At 71.7% G+C, this 21,317-nt stretch carries 22 protein-coding genes; 5 read left to right on the top strand and 17 right to left on the bottom strand.

What is annotated here, in order from left to right:
* Nucleotides 1-26: 26 nt before the first annotated feature.
* The 3 genes from DPA01S_RS03325 to DPA01S_RS03335 form a co-directional block, all read right to left on the bottom strand.
* On the bottom strand, nt 27-278 hold the full coding sequence (locus DPA01S_RS03325) for a hypothetical protein (RefSeq protein WP_061228080.1): 252 nt from the start codon (nt 276-278) through the stop codon (nt 27-29).
* 45 nt (nt 279-323) lie between these two features.
* On the bottom strand, nt 324-1,466 hold the full coding sequence (locus DPA01S_RS03330; RefSeq protein WP_061228104.1) for a fatty acid desaturase family protein: 1,143 nt from the start codon (nt 1,464-1,466) through the stop codon (nt 324-326).
* A 106-nt stretch (nt 1,467-1,572) separates the two neighbouring features.
* Complete coding sequence (locus tag DPA01S_RS03335; protein WP_061228079.1) at nt 1,573-2,667, bottom strand: flavin reductase family protein; 1,095 nt, start codon at nt 2,665-2,667, stop codon at nt 1,573-1,575.
* 258 nt (nt 2,668-2,925) lie between these two features.
* Between DPA01S_RS03335 and DPA01S_RS03340 the strand changes: the two genes are divergently transcribed.
* Entirely contained in the window at nt 2,926-3,522 is a 597-nt protein-coding gene (locus DPA01S_RS03340) for a TetR/AcrR family transcriptional regulator (protein ID WP_061228078.1), read from the top strand.
* A 55-nt stretch (nt 3,523-3,577) separates the two neighbouring features.
* Here DPA01S_RS03340 and DPA01S_RS03345 read toward each other — a convergent pair whose 3' ends face one another.
* The 5 genes from DPA01S_RS03345 to sdhC form a co-directional block, all read right to left on the bottom strand.
* On the bottom strand, nt 3,578-4,981 hold the full coding sequence (locus tag DPA01S_RS03345; RefSeq protein ID WP_061914023.1) for a D-alanyl-D-alanine carboxypeptidase family protein: 1,404 nt from the start codon (nt 4,979-4,981) through the stop codon (nt 3,578-3,580).
* Between the two features lie 396 nt (nt 4,982-5,377).
* Complete coding sequence (locus DPA01S_RS03350) at nt 5,378-6,172, bottom strand: succinate dehydrogenase iron-sulfur subunit (protein WP_061914025.1); 795 nt, start codon at nt 6,170-6,172, stop codon at nt 5,378-5,380.
* Nucleotides 6,172-7,941, bottom strand: coding sequence for a succinate dehydrogenase flavoprotein subunit (gene sdhA, locus DPA01S_RS03355; protein ID WP_061228075.1), 1,770 nt, complete (start codon nt 7,939-7,941; stop codon nt 6,172-6,174). The genes DPA01S_RS03350 and sdhA overlap by 1 nt, the downstream gene beginning before the upstream one ends.
* 59 nt (nt 7,942-8,000) lie before the next feature.
* Nucleotides 8,001-8,432 (bottom strand): succinate dehydrogenase hydrophobic membrane anchor subunit, encoded by a 432-nt coding sequence (locus DPA01S_RS03360; protein WP_061228074.1) that lies wholly within the window; start codon nt 8,430-8,432, stop codon nt 8,001-8,003.
* Nucleotides 8,433-8,446: 14 nt separating this feature from the next.
* The gene (gene sdhC, locus DPA01S_RS03365; protein ID WP_061228073.1) at nt 8,447-8,854 is read right to left on the bottom strand and encodes a succinate dehydrogenase, cytochrome b556 subunit; all 408 of its coding nucleotides are present in this window, start codon (nt 8,852-8,854) and stop codon (nt 8,447-8,449) included.
* Nucleotides 8,855-9,044: 190 nt separating this feature from the next.
* On the opposite strand from sdhC, the gene DPA01S_RS03370 reads away from it, so the two are divergent.
* Together DPA01S_RS03370 and DPA01S_RS03375 are read left to right on the top strand one after the other, a co-directional pair.
* Entirely contained in the window at nt 9,045-9,527 is a 483-nt protein-coding gene (locus DPA01S_RS03370) for a cytidine deaminase (RefSeq protein ID WP_061914027.1), read from the top strand.
* The gene (locus tag DPA01S_RS03375) at nt 9,524-10,840 is read left to right on the top strand and encodes a thymidine phosphorylase (RefSeq protein ID WP_061914029.1); all 1,317 of its coding nucleotides are present in this window, start codon (nt 9,524-9,526) and stop codon (nt 10,838-10,840) included. Before DPA01S_RS03370 ends, DPA01S_RS03375 begins: the two co-directional genes overlap by 4 nt.
* Before the next feature lie 4 nt (nt 10,841-10,844).
* On the opposite strand, the gene DPA01S_RS03380 is transcribed toward DPA01S_RS03375, so the two are convergent.
* The 5 genes from DPA01S_RS03380 to DPA01S_RS03400 are packed head-to-tail and all read right to left on the bottom strand — an operon-like array spanning nt 10,845 to nt 14,302.
* Nucleotides 10,845-12,065, bottom strand: coding sequence for a SatS C-terminal domain-containing protein (locus DPA01S_RS03380; protein WP_198150709.1), 1,221 nt, complete (start codon nt 12,063-12,065; stop codon nt 10,845-10,847).
* A 24-nt stretch (nt 12,066-12,089) separates the two neighbouring features.
* Nucleotides 12,090-12,470: a YbaB/EbfC family nucleoid-associated protein gene (locus DPA01S_RS03385; protein ID WP_061228069.1), complete on the bottom strand. Its 381-nt coding sequence runs from the start codon at nt 12,468-12,470 to the stop codon at nt 12,090-12,092.
* On the bottom strand, nt 12,467-12,736 hold the full coding sequence (locus DPA01S_RS03390) for a hypothetical protein (RefSeq protein ID WP_061228068.1): 270 nt from the start codon (nt 12,734-12,736) through the stop codon (nt 12,467-12,469). The genes DPA01S_RS03385 and DPA01S_RS03390 overlap by 4 nt, the downstream gene beginning before the upstream one ends.
* Nucleotides 12,733-13,920 (bottom strand): C40 family peptidase, encoded by a 1,188-nt coding sequence (locus tag DPA01S_RS03395; protein WP_061228067.1) that lies wholly within the window; start codon nt 13,918-13,920, stop codon nt 12,733-12,735. Before DPA01S_RS03395 ends, DPA01S_RS03390 begins: the two co-directional genes overlap by 4 nt.
* 4 nt (nt 13,921-13,924) lie before the next feature.
* Complete coding sequence (locus DPA01S_RS03400; protein ID WP_061914031.1) at nt 13,925-14,302, bottom strand: type VII secretion target; 378 nt, start codon at nt 14,300-14,302, stop codon at nt 13,925-13,927.
* A gap of 111 nt (nt 14,303-14,413) precedes the next feature.
* Between DPA01S_RS03400 and upp the strand changes: the two genes are divergently transcribed.
* The gene (upp, locus tag DPA01S_RS03405) at nt 14,414-15,037 is read left to right on the top strand and encodes a uracil phosphoribosyltransferase (RefSeq protein ID WP_007628887.1); all 624 of its coding nucleotides are present in this window, start codon (nt 14,414-14,416) and stop codon (nt 15,035-15,037) included.
* A 110-nt stretch (nt 15,038-15,147) separates the two neighbouring features.
* Here upp and DPA01S_RS03410 read toward each other — a convergent pair whose 3' ends face one another.
* From DPA01S_RS03410 to DPA01S_RS03420, 3 genes are read right to left on the bottom strand one after another with little or no spacing between them, the layout of a single operon-like run.
* Nucleotides 15,148-16,755 carry a phosphohexomutase domain-containing protein gene (locus tag DPA01S_RS03410; protein WP_061228064.1) on the bottom strand — a complete coding sequence of 536 codons (1,608 nt, stop codon included), beginning with the start codon at nt 16,753-16,755 and terminating at the stop codon, nt 15,148-15,150.
* 38 nt (nt 16,756-16,793) lie between these two features.
* The gene (locus DPA01S_RS03415) at nt 16,794-17,609 is read right to left on the bottom strand and encodes a purine-nucleoside phosphorylase (RefSeq protein WP_061228063.1); all 816 of its coding nucleotides are present in this window, start codon (nt 17,607-17,609) and stop codon (nt 16,794-16,796) included.
* Nucleotides 17,610-17,616: 7 nt separating this feature from the next.
* Nucleotides 17,617-18,159, bottom strand: a complete 543-nt coding sequence (locus DPA01S_RS03420; protein ID WP_061228103.1) for a gamma-glutamylcyclotransferase family protein — start codon at nt 18,157-18,159, stop codon at nt 17,617-17,619.
* A gap of 150 nt (nt 18,160-18,309) precedes the next feature.
* Between DPA01S_RS03420 and DPA01S_RS03425 the strand changes: the two genes are divergently transcribed.
* Nucleotides 18,310-19,716, top strand: coding sequence for an NAD(P)H-quinone dehydrogenase (locus DPA01S_RS03425; RefSeq protein ID WP_061914034.1), 1,407 nt, complete (start codon nt 18,310-18,312; stop codon nt 19,714-19,716).
* 15 nt (nt 19,717-19,731) lie between these two features.
* Here the strand turns inward: DPA01S_RS03425 and glpK are convergent, their stop codons facing one another.
* Nucleotides 19,732-21,291, bottom strand: coding sequence for a glycerol kinase GlpK (glpK, locus tag DPA01S_RS03430; protein WP_061228061.1), 1,560 nt, complete (start codon nt 21,289-21,291; stop codon nt 19,732-19,734).
* Between the last annotated feature and the right edge of the window lie 26 nt (nt 21,292-21,317).

Genomic DNA, 21,317 nt, shown 5'->3' on the forward strand with positions numbered 1-21,317 from the left:
CTCCCCGGGAAGCGGCCGGTCGCCGGTCAGCCCTGCAGGTCGCCGTCCTCGATGCCGTCGAGGTTGATCAGCGGCTCGTCCGCGGTGCGCTGCCGCTCCTCGCGGCGGGAGATTCGGGCGGCCTCACGCATTTCGATGCCCTCGGTGACGAAGTCGCCGATCTCCTTGGCGATCGACCCGACCGCGTCGGTGACGATGACCGCGATCCGACCCACCAGCGACGCCCCCGCCTGGACGCCCGCCTGGACCTGGTCCTTGTTGCGTTCGAAGTCGCTCACGGACCGCTCCCCTCGTCGATGGTGGCCTTTGACGGTACCCGCGACTCAGGCGGCGGAGGGAGCCTTCCTGCGCTCGATGATCACCGCGGGCGCGTCCTCCGGCTTCGGCGGCAGCGGCAGGGCGAGGCGGAACATCTTGACCCACACCGAGCCGACCTGCTTCCACAGCGGCCCGGTGTTGTATGGCAGCCCGTGCTCCTCACAGATCCGGCGCACCTCGACCGCGATCTCCGGGTACCGGTGCGCGGGCAGGTCCGGGAACAGGTGGTGCTCGATCTGGTGGGAGAGGTTGCCGGTGGCGAGGTGCATCAGCGGGCTGCCGGAGATGTTGGCCGAGCCCAGCATCTGGCGCACATACCACTCGCCGCGCGTCTCCTCGGCCGTCTCCTCCTGTGTGAAGACCTGCGCGCCGGACGGGAAGTGGCCGCAGAAGATCACCGAGAACGCCCACACGTTTCGCACGAGGTTGGCGGTGAGATTGCCGGCGAACGTCAGCGGGAACAGGGGGCCGGTCAGCGCCGGGTGGACGATGTAGTCCTTCGCTACCTGGCCGCGCACCTTGCGCCACCAGCCGGCGACGAGGCCCTTGACGTCGGACCACTTGCGCTTGCCCTTGAGCACGTTGTCGTACTCCAGGTCGTGGAGCATCACGCCCCACTCGAAGAGCATCATCAGCGCGAACGCGTACACCGGGTTGCCCAGACGCAGCGGGGTCCACTTCTGCTCGTACTCCATACGCAGCAGGCCGTAGCCGATGTCCCGGTCCAGGTCGAGGATGTTGGTGTACGTGTGGTGCATGTAGTTGTGCGAGTGTCGCCACTGGTCGGAGGGGCACACGTTGTCCCACTCGAAGCTGGACGAGTGGAGCATGTCGTCGCGCATCCAGTCGTATTGGCCGTGCATGACGTTGTGGCCGATCTCCATGTTGTCGAGGATCTTGGACGCGCTCAGCGCCGCGACACCGGCCAGCCACGCGGGCGGCAGAAAGCCGAGGAACATCAGGCCGCGGCCTGTCAGTTCGAGACGACGTTGGGTGCGGACGACGCGCAGGATGTAGTCACGGTCGGCGGTGCCGAGGTCGGCGACGACCCGGTCGCGGATCGCGTCGAGCTCGCGGCCGATGATCTCCACCGACTCGGCGGACAGGACGATCGGTTCGGGCGCGAGAGCGGACTTCTTCGCGGACATCTTCGCGGCCTTCTTCGGCGCCGCGGGCTTTCTGGGACGCAGGGTGGGGAGTTGCAGGAGAGCCATGATGCGGTTCCTTTCCGGGTCGGGATCCGGTTGGTGGTGTCTACAGTTCGATCTCGACGTCGCCGACGGGCGCGTTGACGCAGATCTGGACGTGGCAGCCGGGCGTGGCGTCGACCTCGCCGGTCCGCAGGTCGCGCGTGGCGCCGGAGCGACGCACGGCCGTGCAGGTGTGACAGATGCCCATGCGGCACCCGTGCTGCGGTCTCAACCCCGCGGCCTCCGCGCCCTCGAGCAGCGTGGTGCCCTCGTTGCGGGCGGTGATTCCGCTGCGCAGGTGGGTCACCGTGCCGCCGTCGCCGTCCGGGACCGGCCCGTTCGAAGCGGTGAAGCGCTCGCGGAGAACGCCGGAGAAGCGCTCCGCGCCGAGCGTCTCCGCGAGCCCGCCGGCCAGGGGATCGGGGCCGCAGAGGAACACCGTCGCGTCGCGGTGCCACGGGGCGATCGCCTCGAGGTGCCCGGCGCTGAGGTGGCCGGCCAGGCCGTCGGGCGTGGACCCTCCGGCGGTGGGCACCACGCGGACGTCGATGCCCGCGCGCGACAGCTGGCGGAGCCGGTCGCGGAAGGGCACGTCCTGCACACGCCGGGCATAGTGCAGCCAGGCCACGCGGCCGGCGCCGGAGCAGTGCTGCTCTGCGGCCAGGGTCGAGGCGATCGCCAGCATCGGCGTGATGCCGCTACCGCCGCTGACCAGGAGCACGTCGGCCGGGCGGACCTCGGGCAACGCCATCTCCCCGGCCGGGTTGCCGAGCAGCAGTCGCGTCCCGGCCGCCGCGTCGGCCCACAGGTACTCGGAGACCGTGCCGCCGGGATGGCGACGGACGGCGATGGTCGCGAGCCCGTCGGCGCGGGACGCCGGGTCGACGGGGGAGTAGTGGCGGCGGTGGACGACGCCGTCGATCACCACGCCGATCTCGAGCGCGCCGCCGGGGGCGGGCCTCGGGACGCCGGTGGGCAGTCGCAGGGTGAGCACGGTGACGTCGGGGACGGGCCGGTCGACGGCCACGACCGTCGCGCCGGTGGGGTCGTCCGACCAGGCCACGCCCAGCGAGCGGACGTAGTGCTCGACCGGATGCGGCGTCAGCAGGGTGCGGGTGAGGCGTCGGGAGAAGAGTCGGCGAAGGGGCGGGGCGGTCATGGGGACCTCCGTGGAAAGTGTGGGTCGGTGTGGTCGTGCACCGTCGGCCGCGCTCGCCCCTGTGTGGTCCTCGCGCCTCACACCCCCGGGGGCGTGGTCGCGTCCCGGGGGGCGCGTCCGCCCGGTTCGACCACCGGACGAGTGTGAGTGTACAGGTGTTCTCTGAAATGAAAAGACCCCGCGGCGGTGGCCTGTGAGACGATCTGGCGACGTGGCCGGTCTGAGCGGTTCCAGCAGATAGTCGATAGGATCGGACCCGTGACGACCCCCAGGACGCGAGCGGAGCAGAAGCGGCACACGCGTGCACTCATCGTGGAGGCGGGCCGGAACGCGGTGGCGTCCCGCGGATTCACCGGGCTCGTCGTCCGCGAGCTCGCCCGCGAGGTGGGCATCGTGCCCACCGCGTTCTACCGGCACTTCGAGTCGGTCGACGACCTGGCTTCCGAGCTCGCGGCCGGCGCGGCGGACGTGCTCGGCGCGTTCGTCGACGAGCTGGTCTCCACCCCGACCGAGGACCCGGCGACCGACTGGCCGGGCCGCGCCGCCGACGCCGCGACCCGGGATCCGCAGACCTGGGGGATGTTCGCCCGCGGGCTGGCAGACACCGCTCACCCCGATCATCGCGTCCTCACGACAGCCGTCGATTCCGCGCGTCGTCGGCTGGGGATAACCCTGGGCCGACTCGAGACGCTCTCCGGAGCGGACGGCACCGCCGTGGACATCGCGGCCGACCTCGTCGTCGTCGTCCTACTCCGTCTCCTCGTGGAGGTCTCCGTCGGCTACGCGGCGCGGACGGCGCGCGACGAGTGCGCGGCGCGGTTGCGGGTCATTCTCACCGGAGCCGCCGTCTCCTGATCGCGGCCGGTGTCCCCTACGCCATCCGGCCCGCGTCCCCGGCCGCGCCACCCGCTCAACGTCGCGAGCGGAGCGCCAGCACCGCGCCTGCCAGTACCACGAGTCCGGCGGCACCGAGCCCCAGCCACGGCCCGTAGCGCCCCAGCAGCGAGTCGCCGACGTCCGCCGAGTCCGCCGCGCCCGGGTGCCCCGCCGTGCCGAGCGGCCCGGAGGCGAGATGAGCCGTCGCGTCGTCGGACGGGTCCTGTTCGCCGGCCCCGAGCGACCCCACCGTGCCGCCGGTGGCGAACGCGGCATCGAGCAGGGACGCCGCCTGCTGCCACGGGGCCGCGGGCACGCGGGTGCCGTCGAGCAGCACCACTGCCAGCCGCCGCCCGTCGCGCTCGGCCGCGCCGATGTACGTGTGGCGGGCGTCGTCCGTGAAGCCGGTCTTGCCGCCGATCGCGCCCGGGTAGTTGTAGAGGAGCAGGTTGTCGTTGCCCACCACGAACCCGGGATTGACGGTGACCCCGTCCGGGCGGATGACCGGGCCGGTGTTCGGCGGCGCCTCGGCGGGGTCGGGCGGGCCCGCGCCCTCGCCGGCGGGATACCCGGGGAATCCGGTGGACTGCGTGGCGACGATCTCGGCGAACGTCGGCCGGGTCATCGCGTCGCGGAAGATCAGCGTCATGTCGTAGGCGCTGGACATCATGCCGGGCCCGTCGAGCCCGTTGACCGTGGCCGCATAGGTGCTGCGCGCCCCGATCCCGGCGGCGTGGGCGTTCATCGCCTCGAGCGTCGCCTCGATCCCGCCCATCTGGTGCGCGAGCACCACGGCCGCGTCGTTGCCCGACGACATGAGCAGTCCGGTGAGCAGTCGCTTGACGGAGTACGCACCGCCCGGGCCGACGCCCACGAGGCTGCCCTCGGCCCCCTCGAGGTCGGCGTCGGTGACGTGGACGATCCGATCCGGGTCGAGAGTGTCGAGCGCGACGGTCGCGAGCAGCGTCTTGATGAGACTGGCGGGGCGATAGCGACCGTGAGGGTCGCGGGCGGCCACGATCTCGCCGCTGTCGAGGTCGGAGATCATCCACGCGCTCGCCGTCACGTCGCGGGGCGTCTCGAAACCGTCAGGGGCTACGACGTCGCAGCCGGCCAGCGCGTCGCCGCCCGGCGGGATCTCGGGGACGGGGGGAGGGGTGGGCGCGGTCTGGCCGGGCAGCGGGACCTCGGACTCGTCGACCGGTGCGGGCGGGGTCGTGCGGTGGGGACAGCCGGTGATGTCGCGTGGGGTGTCGAAGTACGACGACGAGGTGGTCGACGGCAACACGGCCGCCGGCGGCGCCTCCGTGAGCGGGAGGTCCGGCGCGGGTTCGACGGCCGTAGCGGGGTCCGCGGCGGCGAGGGGTGTCAGCGCGACGAGGGCCGCGATCGCGAGGCCGGCGGCGCGGTGTGCGGGCCGTCGTCGGGTGCTGGTCACGGGTCCAGATTCTATGACCGTCCGGGTCGTTCGTGGGCCGGATCCGCCGTGAGACGGGCCGCCGAGGCGAACGCATTCCCCGCAGCCGCTCCCGGCGATGGCGTCTCGCTCCCGGCGTCGCTTGCAGCCGCTCTCGGCGATGGCGTCTCGCTCCTCCCGATGGCGTCTCGCTCGCGAGCTTTCGACAGCCGCGCGCGGACATGTCGTCTCGCGCGCTCATCGGTACGCGCCAGACGCCATGGCGAGAGGCGGCTATGGGAGGCATGGGTAGGGTGCGCAGTGACGCGCGCAGCGCAGGCCCGGGCGGGCCGGAAATGCGGGCGGGGCCGCACCCTCCGGAAGTGGAGGATGCGGCCCCGCCCGCGGCGGCGTCTGGGGCGCCCCGCGTGGAGATGATCAGCGGGCGAACAGCAGTGCGCGCTTGACCTCCTGGATCGCCTGCGTGACCTGGATGCCACGGGGGCACGCGTCGGTGCAGTTGAAGGTGGTGCGGCAGCGCCACACGCCCTCGGCGTCGTTGAGGATCTCGAGACGCTCGGCGGCGCCCTCGTCACGGGAGTCGAAGATGAACCGGTGCGCGTTGACGATGGCCGCCGGCCCGAAGTACGACCCGTCGGCCCAGAACACGGGGCAGGAGGTCGTACAGCAGGCGCAGAGGATGCACTTGGTGGTGTCGTCGAAGCGGGCGCGGTCGGTCTGCGACTGGATGCGCTCGGCGGTCGGCTGGTTGCCGGACGTGATGAGGTACGGCATGACGTCGCGGTACGACTTGAAGAACGGCTCCATGTCGACGTAGAGATCCTTCTCCACCGGCAGGCCGCGCAGCGGCGCCACCGTGATGGTGATGGACTTGCCGTCCTTGGGGAGCATGTCCTTCATGAGGACCTTGCACGCCAGGCGGTTCACGCCGTTGATAAGCATGGCGTCCGACCCGCAGATGCCGTGCGCACAGGACCGGCGGAACGCCAGGGACCCGTCGATGTAGTTCTTGACGTACATCAGCAGGTTGAGCAGACGGTCCGACGGTAGGGCCGGGACCTCGTACTCCTTCCAACCCGCCGAATCCGGATCCTCCGGGTTGAACCGGGCGATCTTCAGCGTGACCATGGTCGAGCCGGGCGGGACGGGACGGTTGTCGGAGCTCGGGTCCCTGCCGTCGGTGGCCTTGGTGGTGTCGACTGCGGTGGTCATCAGTACTTACGCTCCATCGGCTCGTAGCGGGTCTGCACAACCGGCTTCCAGTCCAGCCGGATGTCGGAGAGCAGGTCGAGACCGCCCTCCTTGAACGCCATGGTGTGCTTCATGTATGTCTCGTCGTCGCGGTCAGGGTAGTCCTCGCGGGAGTGACCGCCGCGGGACTCCTTGCGGTTGAGGGCACAGACGACCGTGACCTCCGCCAGCTCCAGCAGGAAGCCCAACTCGACGGCTTCCAAGAGCTCGGTGTTGAAACGCTTGCCCTTGTCCGAGACGGTGACCTCGGCGTAGCGCTTCTTCAGCTCGCGCAGCTCATCGCGGGCCTCGGTGAGCGACTGCTCGGTGCGGAACACCGACGCCTTGTCATCCATCATGGCCTGCATCTGGCTGCGGATGTCGGCGGCGTTCTCCGTGCCGTGCGGGGCGAGCATGCGCTCCATCCAGTCGCGGACCATCTTCTCCGGCTCCTCGGGGAGCTCGACGAACTCGTGGTTCGCAGCGTACTCCGCCGCGGCGATGCCGGCGCGGCGGCCGAAGACGTTGATATCCAGCAGCGAGTTGGTGCCCAGGCGGTTGGAGCCGTGGACGGACACGCAGGCGCACTCACCGGCGGCGTACAGGCCGGGGACGACGTCGGAGTTGTTGCGCAGCACCTCGCCCCGGACGTTGGTCGGGATGCCGCCCATGACGTAGTGGCAGGTGGGGAACACGGGCACGAGCTCGGTTACGGGGTCCACACCGAGGTACGTGCGGGAGAACTCGGTGATGTCGGGCAGCTTCTCCTCGAGCACGTCGGCGCCGAGGTGGGTCACGTCGATGTAGACGTAGTCCTTCTCGGGGCCGGCGCCGCGACCCTCGCGCACCTCGAGGACCATCGAGCGGGCGACGATGTCACGCGGGGCGAGGTCCTTGATGGTGGGGGCGTAGCGCTCCATGAAACGCTCGCCGTCGGCGTTACGCAGGATGCCGCCCTCACCACGGACGGCCTCGGAGATGAGGATGCCCAGGCCGGCCAGGCCCGTCGGGTGGAACTGGTGGAACTCCATGTCCTCCAGCGGCAGGCCCTTGCGGAAGACCACGGCCATGCCGTCACCGGTGAGGGTGTGGGCGTTGGAGGTGGTCTTGTACATACGGCCCGAGCCGCCGGTCGCGAAGACGGTGGCCTTGGAATGGAAGACGTGCAGGTCGCCGGAGGCGAGCTCGTAGGCGACGCAGCCGGTGGCGACGGGGCCGTCGGCGGTCTCCGTGAGGCAGAGGTCCAGGACGTAGAACTCGTTGAAGAACTCGACCTTGTGCTTGACGCAGTTCTGGTAGAGCGTCTGCAGGATCATGTGACCCGTGCGGTCGGCCGCGTAGCAGGCCCGGCGGACGGGCGCCTTGCCGTGGTCACGGGTGTGTCCGCCGAAGCGGCGCTGGTCGATCTTGCCCTCGGGCGTGCGGTTGAACGGCAGGCCCATGTTCTCCAGGTCGATGACGGCGGTGATGGCCTCCTTGGCCATGATCTCCGCGGCGTCCTGGTCGACGAGGTAGTCGCCGCCCTTGACCGTGTCGAACGTGTGCCACTCCCAGTTGTCCTCCTCGACGTTGGCGAGGGCCGCGCACATGCCGCCCTGGGCGGCGCCGGTGTGGGAGCGGGTGGGGTAGAGCTTGGTGAGGACCGCGGTACGGGTACGCGGGCCCGCCTCGATGGCCGCGCGCATGCCTGCGCCGCCCGCGCCGACGATCACTACGTCGTACTGGTGCTGGTGGACCTGACGATCGGTCATGGGTTTCTCAGTGCTCGCTTTCGGAAGGGTGAAGTCCGCCGGCCGGATACTGCCGTCGATCAGATGTCGTAGGCGAGGCCGAAGATGGCGTAGGTGCCCAGGACCAGGGTCAGAACGGTGGCGGCGAGGAGGATCGAGTTGAGCCAGAACCGGGTCGAGTCCTTGCGCGAGTAGTCGGCGATGATGGTGCGGACACCGTTGGCGCCGTGCAGCATCGCCAGCCAGAGCATGAGGATGTCCCAGGTCGCCCAGAACGGGCTCTGCCAGCGATCGGCCACGTAGGCCCAGTCGATGCGGTGGACGCCCTCGTCGATCATGAGGCCGACCGTCAGGTGGCCGAGGGTGAGGATGACCAGCGCGACGCCGGAGAATCGCATGAAGATCCACGCGGTGCGCTCGAAATTGAAGCGCGAGCGGAGGCGCGGGGACCGGGGCTGCGCCAGCGAGGCGGGGCGGTCGTAGGAGGTCTGGAGAACAGGTGCGTCTGCCATGGTGATCGTTCTCCTTAGAGGTGCTCAAAGAGGAGGAAGAGGAGGCGCGCGGTCGCGGCGGCGAAGACCACGACCCAGATCGCGAGGATCGTCCACAGCATCTGGCGCTGGTACTTGGCGCCCTTGGACCAGAAGTCCACCAGGACGATGCGCAGGCCGTTGAGCGCGTGGAACAGCACGAGCGCCACGAGGCCGATCTCCATCAGCCCGACGATCGGCGTCTTGTACGTGTCGATGACCGCGTTGTAGCTCTCCGGGCTCACCGTGACGAGCGACGTGTCGAGCACGTGCACGAAGAGGAAGAAGAAGATCGCGACGCCGGAGATCCGGTGGGCGACCCACGACCACATCCCCGGGTCACCCTTGTAGAGATTGAGCTTCTTTCTGGGGGCCGGACGCGCCGGCGCCTGCGCAGTACTCATGGGCTTGTCGTGCCTCCGAATCGTCTGGGCCTGATGCCATCGGCGCGCGTTCCGGCCCGAGAGCACAGCGGGCGCCTACTAGGACTTTAGACCTGAGATCTGCCTGACGAAAACCAGGGTGGGTACCGTGGTCGGGGCGGGTAATGCCTGTTAGGCGACCCTAAATGAAGTTACCGAGGGGTAGATCGACGTGACGCATGATGAATCCGCAGCACAACGCAGCACTCTTGTCGACACTCTCACGGAAGTGGCACTGGGGGCCGCGCGAAACGCCTACACGCCCTACTCCGGCCTGGGGGTCGGTGCCGCCGCGCTGACCGGGCCTCCGGTCGGCCCTGCCGTCGCGGGAACGGAACCCGGGATCACGCCGCCCCCCGGCCGGGGAGACGGGCGGGATCGGATCGTCGTCGGGTGCAACGTGGAGAACGCCTCCTACGGGTTGACACTGTGTGCCGAGTGTTCGCTCGTGTCGGACCTCCACCGCACCGGAGGCGGGAGGCTGCTCGAGCTCGTCGTCGTCACCCACACCGGCGAGCCGCTCTCGCCGTGCGGGCGCTGCCGGCAGCTCCTCCACGAACACGGCGGCCCCGAGTTGGTCGTCCACACCGCACGCGGCGCGGTGCGCCTCGGCGAGCTCCTCCCGGACGCGTTCGGGCCGGGGGACCTGGCGTGAGCGCGCGGGTCGGTCCGGCGCGACGCCATGACGCCGTGCGGATCATCGAGGCGAAGAGGGACGGACGGGAGCTCGACGACGACGAGATCGACTGGATCGTCGAGGGGTTCACCAGCGGGGCCGTCGCGCCCGAGCAGATGTCCGCGCTCGCGATGGCGATCTATTTCCGCGGGATGACCGACCACGAGATCTCCCGGTGGACCTCTGCCATGGTGCGCTCGGGCACCCGACTGGACCTGTCCACCGTGACCCGCGGCGACGCCGTGGTGCCGACCGTCGACAAGCACTCGACCGGCGGGGTGGGCGACGCGATCACCCTCGTGCTCACGCCGCTGCTCGCGACCTGGGACGTCGCCGTGCCGCAGCTGTCCGGTCGCGGACTCGGCCACACGGGCGGCACGCTCGACAAACTCGAGTCGATCCCCGGGTGGCGCGCGGACCTCGACGCCGACGAACTGCGGGCCGTCCTGACGCGGACGGGGGCCGTGATCTGCGCTGCCGGGGCGGACCTCGCCCCCGCCGACCGGGCCCTCTACGCGCTCCGAGACGTCACCGGCACCGTCGCGTCCATCCCGATGATCGCGGCGTCCATCATGAGCAAGAAGATCGCCGAGGGCACCGGAGCGCTGGTGTTGGACGTGAAGTTCGGCTCCGGCGCGTTCCTGCCCGCCCCCGCCGACGCCCGCGAGCTGGCGCGGGTGATGGTCGGGATCGGCGCCGCCGCCGGTGTGCGGACCAGCGCCCTGGTGACCGCCAACCACACGCCGCTCGGTCGCGCCGTGGGCAACGCGCTCGAGGTGGCTGAGGCGCGGGAGATCCTCGCCGGCGGGGGGCCCGCCGACATGGTCGACCTCACCTGCGCGCTGGCGCTGGAGGCGCTCGCCGCGGTGGGGATCCCGGACGCCGACCCGCGTGCCCGGCTGGCGGACGGGCGGGCCATGGACGCCTACCGGGCGATGATCTCCGCGCAGGGCGGGGACCCGGACGCGGTCCCACCGCGGGCGGCGCACGTCGCACAGGTGCGGGCCCCGGCGTCGGGTCCGATCAGGTGGGACGCTCTCGGGGTCGGTCGCGCATCGTGGTTGTCCGGGGCGGGGCGCACCGGCCCCGGCGAGACGGTCGACCACGCCGCCGGCGTCCTGCTGGACCGCGTCGAGGGCGAGGTGGTCAGCGCCGGGGACGTGGTGGCCTCCGTCCACGCGGGCGACGCGGCACGGTTGCCCGCCGCCGTCGACGAGCTCCGGGCCGCCCTGGGGACGGGCCCTGGGCGCGGTCCCGCGGGGGAGGTCGCCGACCGCCTGCGCGGGTGGTGACCCGTCAGGCCATGTCGGGGGTGGTGACGAGCTTCTCGACGTCGTCGACGAGGTCGCGCCACTCGGTTGCCTCGTCGTCGAACGGTGCGGTCGGCTCGAGCAGCCTGGCGTCGTCGGGGTTGAGCACGTAGTGCAGGAACCGACGCAGCGCCGAGCCGCGGCCGGTGACCGACGCCTCGAGCTCGGCGTCGCCGACATAGTTGGCGAGGTCGGTGATGAGTTCCACGGCCAGGCCGAGCTGGTCGGAGTCGACCATGTCGGGGCCGACCTCGATGTCGCGGTCGAGCCCCGCCAGGACGTAGGCGTTGTCGTCGGTGACGTGGACGTCGAGGCTGCCGTCGACCGCGGCGAGCTTGACGCGCTCGTACGTGGCCACCCTGCTGAGCGTCGCGTCGTCGTTGTCCGCCAGGAAGCGGGCCAGGCCGCGGGGGCTGGTGAAGACGTAGGCCTGGTCGCCGTCCCCGAGGAACACGGGGCGGTCCCCGAGGTAGCAACGCAGGCTGAGGTACTCCTGATCGGAGAACACGATCTTGACGGGGTCGATACCGACGCTCTCCCACAGGGAGCCCTCGGGGTAGCCGGTGGGTGCGGGCTCGGGCTCCGGCTCCGGCTCGGGGAGTGCAGCCTCGGCGGTCGCGAGGTCGCGGCGGGCACGCTCGACCTCGCCGCGGTCGAGGTCGGGGGTGGCCATGACGTCCTGGATGGCGTCGAGGACGTCGTCCCAGCCCTTGGCGACGGTCTTGCGGATGGACTTCCACAGCTTGAGCCCGTCGCGGCCGTAGAACTCGTCCATGCCGTGCGTGACGGACGCCAGGACGGGATTGCCGTTGAAGAACTTGGTCACGGTGTCGAGTTCGCACACCTCGCCGATCGAGCGGGCGATCGCGAAGGACTGGTCGATCTCGTCGACCGAGGACTCGGTGGGGTTCTCGCCGAGCAGTTCGAGGACGCCGACCAGGTCGTAGCAGTTCTCGTCGGCGGCGCGGAAGTCGAGGACGTCGGACTGTGCGAACTGCTCCCACGAGGGGTGGTCCTGCAGGTCGTGCTCGGCGCCGCTGCGCACCAGCGCCAGGAGTTCGGCCGTCGAGTCGAACGCGTAGAGATCGTCACCGAGGCCCAGGAACGCCTCCCAGTCGTCGTTGTCCTCGCGCCAGCTGGGTGCCCAGAGGGTCGTGACGTCTCCCTCCGGGAGACCGAGCTCGATCGGGACGATGTCCTTGGCCATGCTGGTCAGCATATCCACGCCCGCTCAGCCGGTGCCACGGCCCGCCCGGGTGGCGTCCGGGTGCCGGCGGGCGGCGTCCTCGGCGGCGCCCCTACGACCGATCACCGCGAGCGCCACCGAGCCCGACACCAGCTCGGCGCGTCGCGCGTTGGCCTGTTCGACGGCGTCCGCGGTGGCCTCGAGGATCGACGCGGCGACCGTCTCCGAGCCGTGGCGGCGCAGGCCGGATGCCAAGACGAGATCGATCACGGTCCCGCCGGAGTCCGCGGTGGCGGTGGCGAGCTGGTCGCGGCTGCTGGACACCACGCGCAGCGTCTCCAGCTGGTCGTGGGCGGACTCCCATTCGGCCGCGATCCCGCGCAGACGGTCGAGGAAGGCCTCCACGTCCAGTCCGCCGCCGCTCACGAGACGGTCTCCCGCAGCTCGTCGTCGTCCCACTGCCACTCGTCACGACCGTGTCCGTCACCCTCCTCGGCGGCGAGGCGTTCGAGGAGTTCGCGGGCGTCGCCCGCCGCGGCGGTGAGCGTGCGCAGGACCGCCCGCGCCACCTCCGTAGACGGGCGGTCCAGCAGGTCAGCAGGCAGGGCCAGACCCACCGGCACGCCGTCGGTACCGACCTCGGCGACCACGCCGGTCATGGGGTCGGTGCGACGGCAGGTGTCGCGGGTCATCCGCCTGTCGGGCGGTAGAAACCGTAGAAGGACATGCCTATATTGTCGGTGCGCAGGCCCGATACCGCTACAGGGTCCCCGGCCTCCACGATCTGCCCGTTGCCGATGTACATGGCGACGTGACCGTCCCACACCAGCAGGTCACCAGGCATGAGGTCCTGCGCCGACACCTGGACGCCGACGCCCTGTTCCTGGGCCAGCCGGGGGATCTCCACTCCGGCGTCCCGGTACGCCCACTGCGTGAGCCCGCTGCAGTCGAGCCCCTGCCCCGGGGTCGTGCCGCCCCACACGTAGGGCACGCCCTGCTGGCTGAGCGCGTTACGCACCGCCCCGGCGGCCTGTTCGTTGGGGGCGGTGACGACCGAGCCGTCGGGCAGCGTGACCTCGGTACCGCCGCCGATCAGACCGGAACCGGCGTCCCCGAAGCCCACTGAACCGGGCGCCGCGGTCGCCGCCCCCTCGGACGATCCGCCGTACCCGTCCGGCGACGCCGTCGCACCCACAGAGCCGCCACCCGCGGAGTAGGCTCCGCCTGCGCCGCCGTGAGCCCCGCCCGCCGCGCTGTCGGCGGCGGTGATCGCGCCCGGTCCCGACCCCGAGTAGGCGACCGTGGTTGCGTTGATCGCGCCGCCGGTGCTGCTGTCCGCGGCGAGCGCGCCCGGCATGCGCGGCGCCGGCGGAATGCCCGCGGCGATCGCCCGCATTTCCGCGGTGGGGATTCTGAGTTCGTTCTGCACGCGCTCGGCTACCTGTATCCCGCGCGCGAGGTGCTCTGCGGCCAGGCCGAGCAGCGCACCCTGCCCGGCCGGGGTCACCAGCGCCGGACCGAGGGCGGCGGCGCGGGCGAGGAACTGCTGGACGATGCCGATCACCTCGACGGTGCCGCGGACCACGATCTCCGCCGCGACCGCGGTGACGCGCGCGATCTCCGCCGCGGACTCCCCGAGCGCGCCCATGGTCCGTCCGACCTCCGCGATCGAGTGGGCCGCACCGAGGGAGGCGAGCGAGTTCCACGATTCGGACAACAGCCGCTCGAGGGGCGGCCCCATCTGCTGGGCCACCTCGAGGCCCTCGCTGACCGGCCGCATGATGTCGCGGGCCTCGCCGGGGACGAACTCCTCGGCGGACAGCAGGTCGAGGATCTGCTTTATGGGGCCCGCGTAGGCCAACGCGTCGGCGATCACCGGATCACACCCACCTCTCGGTCATGTCGAGCCCCGCTGGGCCCGCACCCGCCGCTCCCGGGCCCCCGGTGCCCGCCGCACCGATCATGGCCGCGCCCGCGGCGTCGGACTCCTCGAACAGACGGCCGGTCTGCAGCACCAGGTCGCCGGCGGCGTCCGTGACGCGCGTGAGGCCTGCCAGCACCTCGCGATGCCGTGCGGTGGCGGCCAGCAACGCGGACATGAAGTCGGCCCCGACCGGACCCACGACCGGTGCGACCGCGTCGATCGGCACCGCGTCGACCGCCTCGAGCGCGCTCCCCAGCGTGTCGGCCAGGGTGGTCAGCCCCGTGCCCAGTTCCCGTAAACCGTCGACATCGACATCGATCGCCCCGTCCGCCATGGCCTCGTCCCCTCAACGCCGTCTTCTCGTCCGTCACAGGGTTCGACGCGCAGGGGAGGCGATCCGGTTCCACCCGGTCCGCGATTTGTCCGGTGTGGAATCCTGACGGGCATGGACATCATCGTCGTGGACCACCCGCTGGTCGGGGACCGGCTCCGAACCCTGCGGGATTCCGCCACCGACACCGCCGGGTTCCGGGCCGCGATGGACGCGCTCGGGACCATGCTCTGTTACGAGGCGTTCCGCTCGATCCCGACGAAGCAGGTCCCGGTGACCACCCCCATCGTCGAAACGACGGGGGTGGCCGTGGACGGCGTGCCGCTGGTCGTCCCGGTCCTGCGCGCGGGCCTGGGCCTGCTGGACCCGGCCACCCGGCTGCTGCCCGGGGCGCAGGTCGGGTTCATCGGCCTGGCCCGCGATGAGGAGAGCCACGAGCCGGTGTCGTATCTGTGCTCGCTGCCCGAGGACCTCGCCGGACGCCACGTGGTGGTGCTCGACCCGATGCTCGCGACCGGCGGCTCGCTGGTCACGACGTTGGAGACGCTCGCGGCGCGGGGCGCGACCGGCCTGACGGTGGTGTGCGTCCTGTGCGCGCCGGAGGGGATCGAGGCCGTGCGCGAGTCTGGCCTGGCGGCGACGCTGGTCACCGCGACGATCGACGAGCGCCTCGACGAGAACGCCTTCATCGTCCCCGGCCTGGGCGACGCGGGCGACCGCCTCTTCGGCCCCCGCTGAACGGCGGTCCCGTCTGACGCGAGCCCCCCGCAGACGCGAGCCCCCGCAGACGCGAGCCCCCGCAGACGCGAGCCTCCCGCCGACGCGAGACCCCGTCTGACGCCCGCCGGTCAGCCCACGTCGCGGCGGGCCACGGCCACGGCGACGGCGTCGGCCACCGCCTCTCCCAGCATCGCCAGCCGACGCTCGGCGTCGTCCCGGTCCGCCGGCGACGGCGCGGCCGGGGTCCACGCCTCCACGTAGGTCTTGAGCAGGGGCTCCGTACCTGAGGGGCGCACCACCGCGCGCGCACCGTCGACATCCACGCGCAGGCCCGCCGTGCCGTCGAGCGCGCGCACCCTGCCGACGGTGGCGAGCAGCGCGCCCACCCGGTCCAGCACGGCCACCGGGTCCGTCCCCGAGGCCAGCGGCAGCGGGACGTTGTGCCGCGTGTGCGCCCCGAACTCCCCGGCGAGCGCATCAAGCCGCGCGGCGACAGACGGGCCACCGGAGCCGACCATCGCGCACCACGCCGCGGCCGCCGCGATCCCGTCCTTGTCGGCCACGACGTCCGGCAGCACGCAGTGCCCGATGGCCTCCTCGTAGGCGTACCGCAGCGGCTCGCCGGCCCGCACGAGCCACTTGAACCCGGTCAGCGTCTCGACGTACCGCCCGCCGCGCGCAGGAACCAGCAGGGACGGTAGTCGCGAGGACACGATCGTCGACGCCACGACCGGCACCCTCGTATCGGCATCCGCGGGCGCTTCCGATCCGCCGTCCGTTCCCGGCACGTCGCCCGCCCCCGGGCTGGCGTCCGTCCCCGGGCCCCCGCCCGCGCCGGGGAGTGGCGCGCGCAGCAGATGATCGGCCAGGACCGCCCCGGTCTCGTCGCCGTCGAGCATCCGCCAACGCCCGTCCGGGCCGACCAGGCCGACAGCGCAGCGATCGGCGTCAGGGTCGAGCGCGATCGCCACGTCGGCGTCGATCCGCGCCGCGAGTTCCATCAGCCGCGCCGTCGTGTCGGGCATCTCGGGGTTCGGCGAGGCGACGGTGGGAAAGTCCGGGTCGGGGACGGCCTGCTCGCGCACCAACGTCACATCGTCCACACCGATGCCGGCCAGGACGCGGACGCAGAGATCGCCGCCGACCCCGTGGACGGGGGTCAGGGCCACGCGGGGCGGCCGACCCGGCCGGGGCAGTGCCGCGACGACGGAGGCCACGTAGTCGTCGACCAGCATGGGGTCCACCCGCACCGACCCACGGGCGGGGTCGGTGCGCGCCGACGCGGGTACCGCCGTGGGGACCGTGACCCCCCCGCGCGCCGCGGCGCGCAGGTGCCGCTCGATGTGGGCGTCGGTGGGCGGGATGATCTGCGCGCCCCCGCGCCCGTAGACCTTGACGCCGTTGTCTCCGGCCAGGTTGTGGGACGCGGTCACCATGAGCCCGCCGGCGGCGCCGCGCGCGCGGACCGCCGCGGCGATCACCGGGGTGGCCACGGGGCCTCCGGGGACGACGACGACGAGGTCGTGCGCCGCCAACACCGCAGCCGCGACGTCGACGAATCGGGCGGACCCGTGCCGGGCGTCTCCGCCCACGATGACCGTCGAACCGGAGGGTTCATGTTCGCGTAGGTGCCGGGCGACGGCGGTGGCGACCAGGGCGACGGTCCGGTCGTTCATCTCGTCGGGCCCGGGCCCGAGGGGAGCGCGGACGCCGGCGGTGCCGAAGGTCAGGGTCACGGGCTGCTCCGTCGGTTCCTCGCGGTGGGCGTGGGCGATCAGGTCCGGGAGACGACCGGGACGAGCGCCCGCAGCGCCCCGGTGAGGCGGGCGGATCCGGCGGCGCCGGCGGCCAGGACCTCGGCGTGGTCGAGGGGCTGGCCGGTGACGCCGGCGGCGAGGTTGGTCACCAGCGACACGGCGACCACGTCCAACCCCAACGCGCGGGCGGTGATGGTCTCGGGCACCGTCGACATGCCCACGAGGTCCGCGCCGAGGGCCCGCAGCATCGTGATCTCGGCCGGGGTCTCGTACTGCGGTCCGGGCATCGCGGCGTAGACGCCCTCGGCGGCCGCGATGGCGTCGGTGGCCGCGGCGCGCAGCCGCGGGGAGTAGGCGTCCACCATGTCGACGAACAGCGGCCCGGTCAGCGGCGAGCGCCCGGTGAGGTTGAGGTGGTCGCGGATGAGAACGAGGTCCCCGACGGCCATGTCGTCCCGCAGGCCACCGGCGGCGTTGGTGAGCACCAGCGTGCGGGCGCCGACCGCGGCCGCGACGTGGGCGGGGTGGACGACGGGCGCGGTGTCCGCGCCCTCGTAGAGGTGGGTGCGGCCGGCCACTGACAGCAGCGGCACGCCGTCGACGAGGCAACTGGTCACGGCGCCGCGGTGACCGGCGGCCGTGGGGGTGACGAACCCGGGCAGGTCGGCGGCCGCGACGGTCACGGCCGTGCCCGGGTCGGCGAGCCCGGCGACGACCTCGGACCACCCCGAGCCCAACACGAGCGCGACGTCGTGGCGGTCGCGACCGCTCAGGCGCGCGATCTGTGCGGACGCGTCGCGGGCGTCGTCGGTGGGGGAGAGCAGGGGCGCCATCGTCTGCTCAGGCGCCCGGGCCGACGTTGCGTGATTCCCGCGTGCGCAGTTCGTGCACGTACTGGTCGGGGGCGCCCGCGCACTCGGCGGCGTCGGCGAGCAGACCGAGGTACCTCGCCGACGGCAACCCGCCCTCGAAGGCGTCCATGACGTACAACCACGCGAGCACGGTGTCGTCTGTGCCGGTGCCGGTGGGGGTGGTGGTGTCCACGGCGAACTCGGACTCCTGGGCATCGACCGGGGGACCGTCGGGCACCGTCGGCCGGCGGGTGACGCGGACCCGGATCTTGCGCGCGGGCATCTCGTCGGTGCCCTCCCAGCGGTCGAGTGCCCGGACGTCCTCCTCGGGGACGTCGTAGAGCACCACGAAGACCCTCGACCCCTGGTCCGGTACGACCGTGGCGACGGCGCCCTGCCAGGTGGGATCGTCCCCGGCGAAGGTGAGGCGCCAGCCGTCCACCCACCCGGTCCCGGCGAAGGGGGAGTGCGGCGCGCGGGTGTTCATCTGATCGGGATGCATGTTCGTCCCGTACGCGGCGTAAAGAGGCACGGTCACAACCCTAGTCCCTGGGGGCGGCACCGGGCCCGACGTCCTCGGCCCCGATCGGATCGTTCGACTACCGTGTACGGCGGACGTGACGCGGTCCGCCACAGCGGGGCGCGGCGCTCGGCCCTTACCCCAGCGAGCCGTGGAGGACATGTGACGCAACGCATCATCATCATCGGCGGCGGACCCGCCGGCTACGAGGCGGCGCTGGTCGCCGCCCAGTACGGTGCGGACGTCACGATCGTCGACGCGGACGGCATCGGCGGCAACTGTGTGCTCAGCGACTGCGTGCCGTCCAAGACGTTCATCGCCACCACGGGCGTCCGCACGGACATGCGTCGCGCAGAGGAGATGGGCGTCCAGGCTCACTTCGACCCCACCGCATACAAGCTGGGGCAGGTCAACGGGAGGGTCAAGTCCCTGGCCCGCGCGCAGTCCGCCGACATCCGGGCGCAGCTGCAGCGAGAGGGCGTGCGGCTGATCTCCGGCTGGGCGCGTCTGCACGACTCGCAGCCGGGCATGGCCTCGCACCGGGTGGCAGTGACCTTCGAGAACGGGCAGGAGAAGATCTTCGACGCCGACGTGGTCCTCATGGCCACCGGGTCCAGCCCGCGCGTGCTCCGGGGCGCCGAGCCCGACGGTGAGCGGATCCTCAACTGGCGTCAGCTCTATGACCTCACCGAGCTGCCCACCCACCTGGTCGTGATCGGCTCGGGCGTCACCGGTGCCGAGTTCGTCTCGGCGTTCACCGAGATGGGCGTCAAGGTCACCATGGTCTCCAGTCGAGACCGGGTGCTGCCGCACGAGGACGCCGACGCCGCCCTGGTGCTGGAGGAGGCACTGAGCGAGCGTGGCGTGTCGCTGGTCAAGCACGCGCGCGCCGACGCGGTCGAGCACTTCGAGGACGGCATCATCGTCCGCCTCGGTGACGGGCGCACGGTCAAGGGCTCGCACGCCCTCATCTGTGTCGGGTCGGTGCCCAACACGCAGGGCCTCGGTTTGGAGAACGCGGGCGTCGAGTTGCAGTCCAGTGGCCATATCAAGGTCGACCGCGTCTCCCGCACCACCGCCCCGGGCATCTACGCCGGTGGCGACTGCACGGACCTGTTCCCGCTGGCTTCGGTGGCAGCCATGCAGGGCCGCATCGCGATGTACCACGCGCTCGGCGAGGGCGTGAACCCCATCAAGCTGCGGACCGTGGCCTCCGCGGTGTTCACGCGGCCCGAGATCGCCACGGTCGGCATCTCGCACGCGCAGATCGAGAGCGGCGAGGTCCCCGCCCGCGTCGAGGTCATGCCGCTGGCCGGCAACCCGCGGGCCAAGATGCGCAGCCTGCGGCGCGGCTTCGTCAAGCTCTTCTGTCGCCCGGCCTCCGGCGTGGTGATCGGCGGCGTGGTCGTGGCCCCCACGGCGTCCGAGCTGATCCTGCCGATCTCGGTGGCGGTCCGGAATCAGCTGACGGTGGGCGACCTCGCGGGGTCGTTCTCGGTCTACCCGTCGATGACGGGCACGATCACCGAGGCGGCGCGCCAGCTCATGCGCCACGACGACCTGGACTGATCGCGTCCGCCGGGCTCAGCCCTCGGCGTCCGCCCAGCAGAGCGTGCGCTCGACCGCGTCGTTCCACCGCGCGAGCAGCCGTTCGCGCTCCTGCCCGGGCATCTGCGGCGACCAGCGGCAGTCCTCCCGCCACAACTCGCGTAGGCGGTCGGGCGAATCCCACTGACCCACCGCCAACCCGGCCGCGAACGCGGCCCCGAGCGCGGTGGTCTCGGTGACCTGGGGCCGGATCACGTCCACGCCGAGGATGTCGGCCTGGAACTGCATGAGGTAGTCGTTGACCACCATCCCGCCGTCGACGCGCAGCGAATCCGCGGACTCACCGGCGTCGGCCACCATCGCGTCGGTCATCTCGCGGGTCTGGAACGCGGTCGCCTCCAGGGCCGCTCGGGCCAGGTGCGCGCGCGTGTGGAAGCGGGTGAGCCCCACCATCGCGCCACGGGCGTCCGGCCGCCAGCGCGGGGCCAGCAGCCCCGAGAACGCGGGCACCAGATAACAGTCCCCGTTGTCCTCGAGCGACTTGGCCAAACCCTCCGTCTCGCCCGCGGTGGAGATCACCCCGAGGTTGTCACGCAGCCACTGCACCAACGACCCGGCCACGGCCACCGAGCCCTCCAGCGCGTAGACCGGGTCGTCGTCCCCGAGCTGGTAGGCCACGGTGGTGAGCAGGCCGTTGTCGCTGAACTGAGGCGTCGTTCCCGTGTTGAGCAAGAGGAACGCGCCCGTTCCGTAGGTGTTCTTGGCCTCGCCGGGCTCGAAGCAGGTCTGGCCGAACATCGCGGCCTGCTGATCGCCGAGGATCCCCGCTATGGGCGTACCGCCGAACATTCTGCGCCGGGCCACGTGACCCAGCACCCCGGAGGAGGGGACGATCTCCGGGAGCATCGCGCGGGGCACACCGATCTCGCGACAGAGTTCCTCGCTCCACTGCAGGGTCCGCAGGTCCATGAGCAGAGTGCGCGACGCGTTGGTGACATCCGTGACGTGGAGGGCCTCCTCGCCGTCGTCACCCCCACGCCTCCCACCGGTCAGGTTCCACACCAGCCACGAGTCGATGGTCCCCGCCAGCAGTTCCCCGGCCTCCGCGCGCTCGGTGCCGCGCTCTCCCCGGGAATCGAGGTGATCGAGGATCCACCGGATCTTGGGCCCGGCGAAGTAGGTCGACAGGGGCAGCCCGGTGACATCTCGGAAGCGGTCGTCTCCGTCGGGGTGTCCGTCGGCGAGGCGCGCACAGAGCCCCGACGTGCGCGTGTCCTGCCAGACGATCGCGTTGTAGACGGGCTCGCCGGTGACCCGGTCCCACACCACGGTCGTCTCGCGCTGGTTGGTGATGCCGATCGCGGTGACCGCCGCCGGCTCGAGGTCCACCCGGCCCGCCACCTGGCCCATCGCGGTGCGAACGTTCGCCCAGATCTCCATCGGATCGTGCTCCACCCACCCCGCGCGCGGGAGGACCTGGCGGTGCTCCACCTGGACCGTCGCCGCGGGGACCGGCATGCCCTGGTTGTCGAAGAGTATCGCCCGCGTCGACGTGGTGCCCTGGTCGATCGCCAGAATGTAGGTGTTCCTAGTCACGTGCCCAAGACTACGTCCGGTCGGGC

Source organism: Dietzia papillomatosis NBRC 105045 (genome assembly GCF_001570845.1).
Classification (GTDB): Bacteria; Actinomycetota; Actinomycetes; order Mycobacteriales; family Mycobacteriaceae; genus Dietzia; species Dietzia cinnamea.

What these genes read in the sequence shown, in the direction of transcription:
- DPA01S_RS03350 (WP_061914025.1), bottom strand. Translation starts at nt 6,172, where the DNA reads ATGACCACCGCAGTCGACACCACCAAGGCCACCGACGGCAGGGACCCG.
- upp (WP_007628887.1), top strand. Translation starts at nt 14,414, where the DNA reads ATGGACATCATCGTCGTGGACCACCCGCTGGTCGGGGACCGGCTCCGA.
- sdhC (WP_061228073.1), bottom strand. Translation starts at nt 8,854, where the DNA reads ATGAGTACTGCGCAGGCGCCGGCGCGTCCGGCCCCCAGAAAGAAGCTC.
- DPA01S_RS03330 (WP_061228104.1), bottom strand. Translation starts at nt 1,466, where the DNA reads ATGTCCGCGAAGAAGTCCGCTCTCGCGCCCGAACCGATCGTCCTGTCC.
- DPA01S_RS03415 (WP_061228063.1), bottom strand. Translation starts at nt 17,609, where the DNA reads ATGGCGCCCCTGCTCTCCCCCACCGACGACGCCCGCGACGCGTCCGCA.
- DPA01S_RS03390 (WP_061228068.1), bottom strand. Translation starts at nt 12,736, where the DNA reads ATGACCCGCGACACCTGCCGTCGCACCGACCCCATGACCGGCGTGGTC.
- sdhA (WP_061228075.1), bottom strand. Translation starts at nt 7,941, where the DNA reads ATGACCGATCGTCAGGTCCACCAGCACCAGTACGACGTAGTGATCGTC.
- DPA01S_RS03335 (WP_061228079.1), bottom strand. Translation starts at nt 2,667, where the DNA reads ATGACCGCCCCGCCCCTTCGCCGACTCTTCTCCCGACGCCTCACCCGC.
- DPA01S_RS03400 (WP_061914031.1), bottom strand. Translation starts at nt 14,302, where the DNA reads ATGGCGGACGGGGCGATCGATGTCGATGTCGACGGTTTACGGGAACTG.
- DPA01S_RS03380 (WP_198150709.1), bottom strand. Translation starts at nt 12,065, where the DNA reads ATGGCCAAGGACATCGTCCCGATCGAGCTCGGTCTCCCGGAGGGAGAC.
- DPA01S_RS03360 (WP_061228074.1), bottom strand. Translation starts at nt 8,432, where the DNA reads ATGGCAGACGCACCTGTTCTCCAGACCTCCTACGACCGCCCCGCCTCG.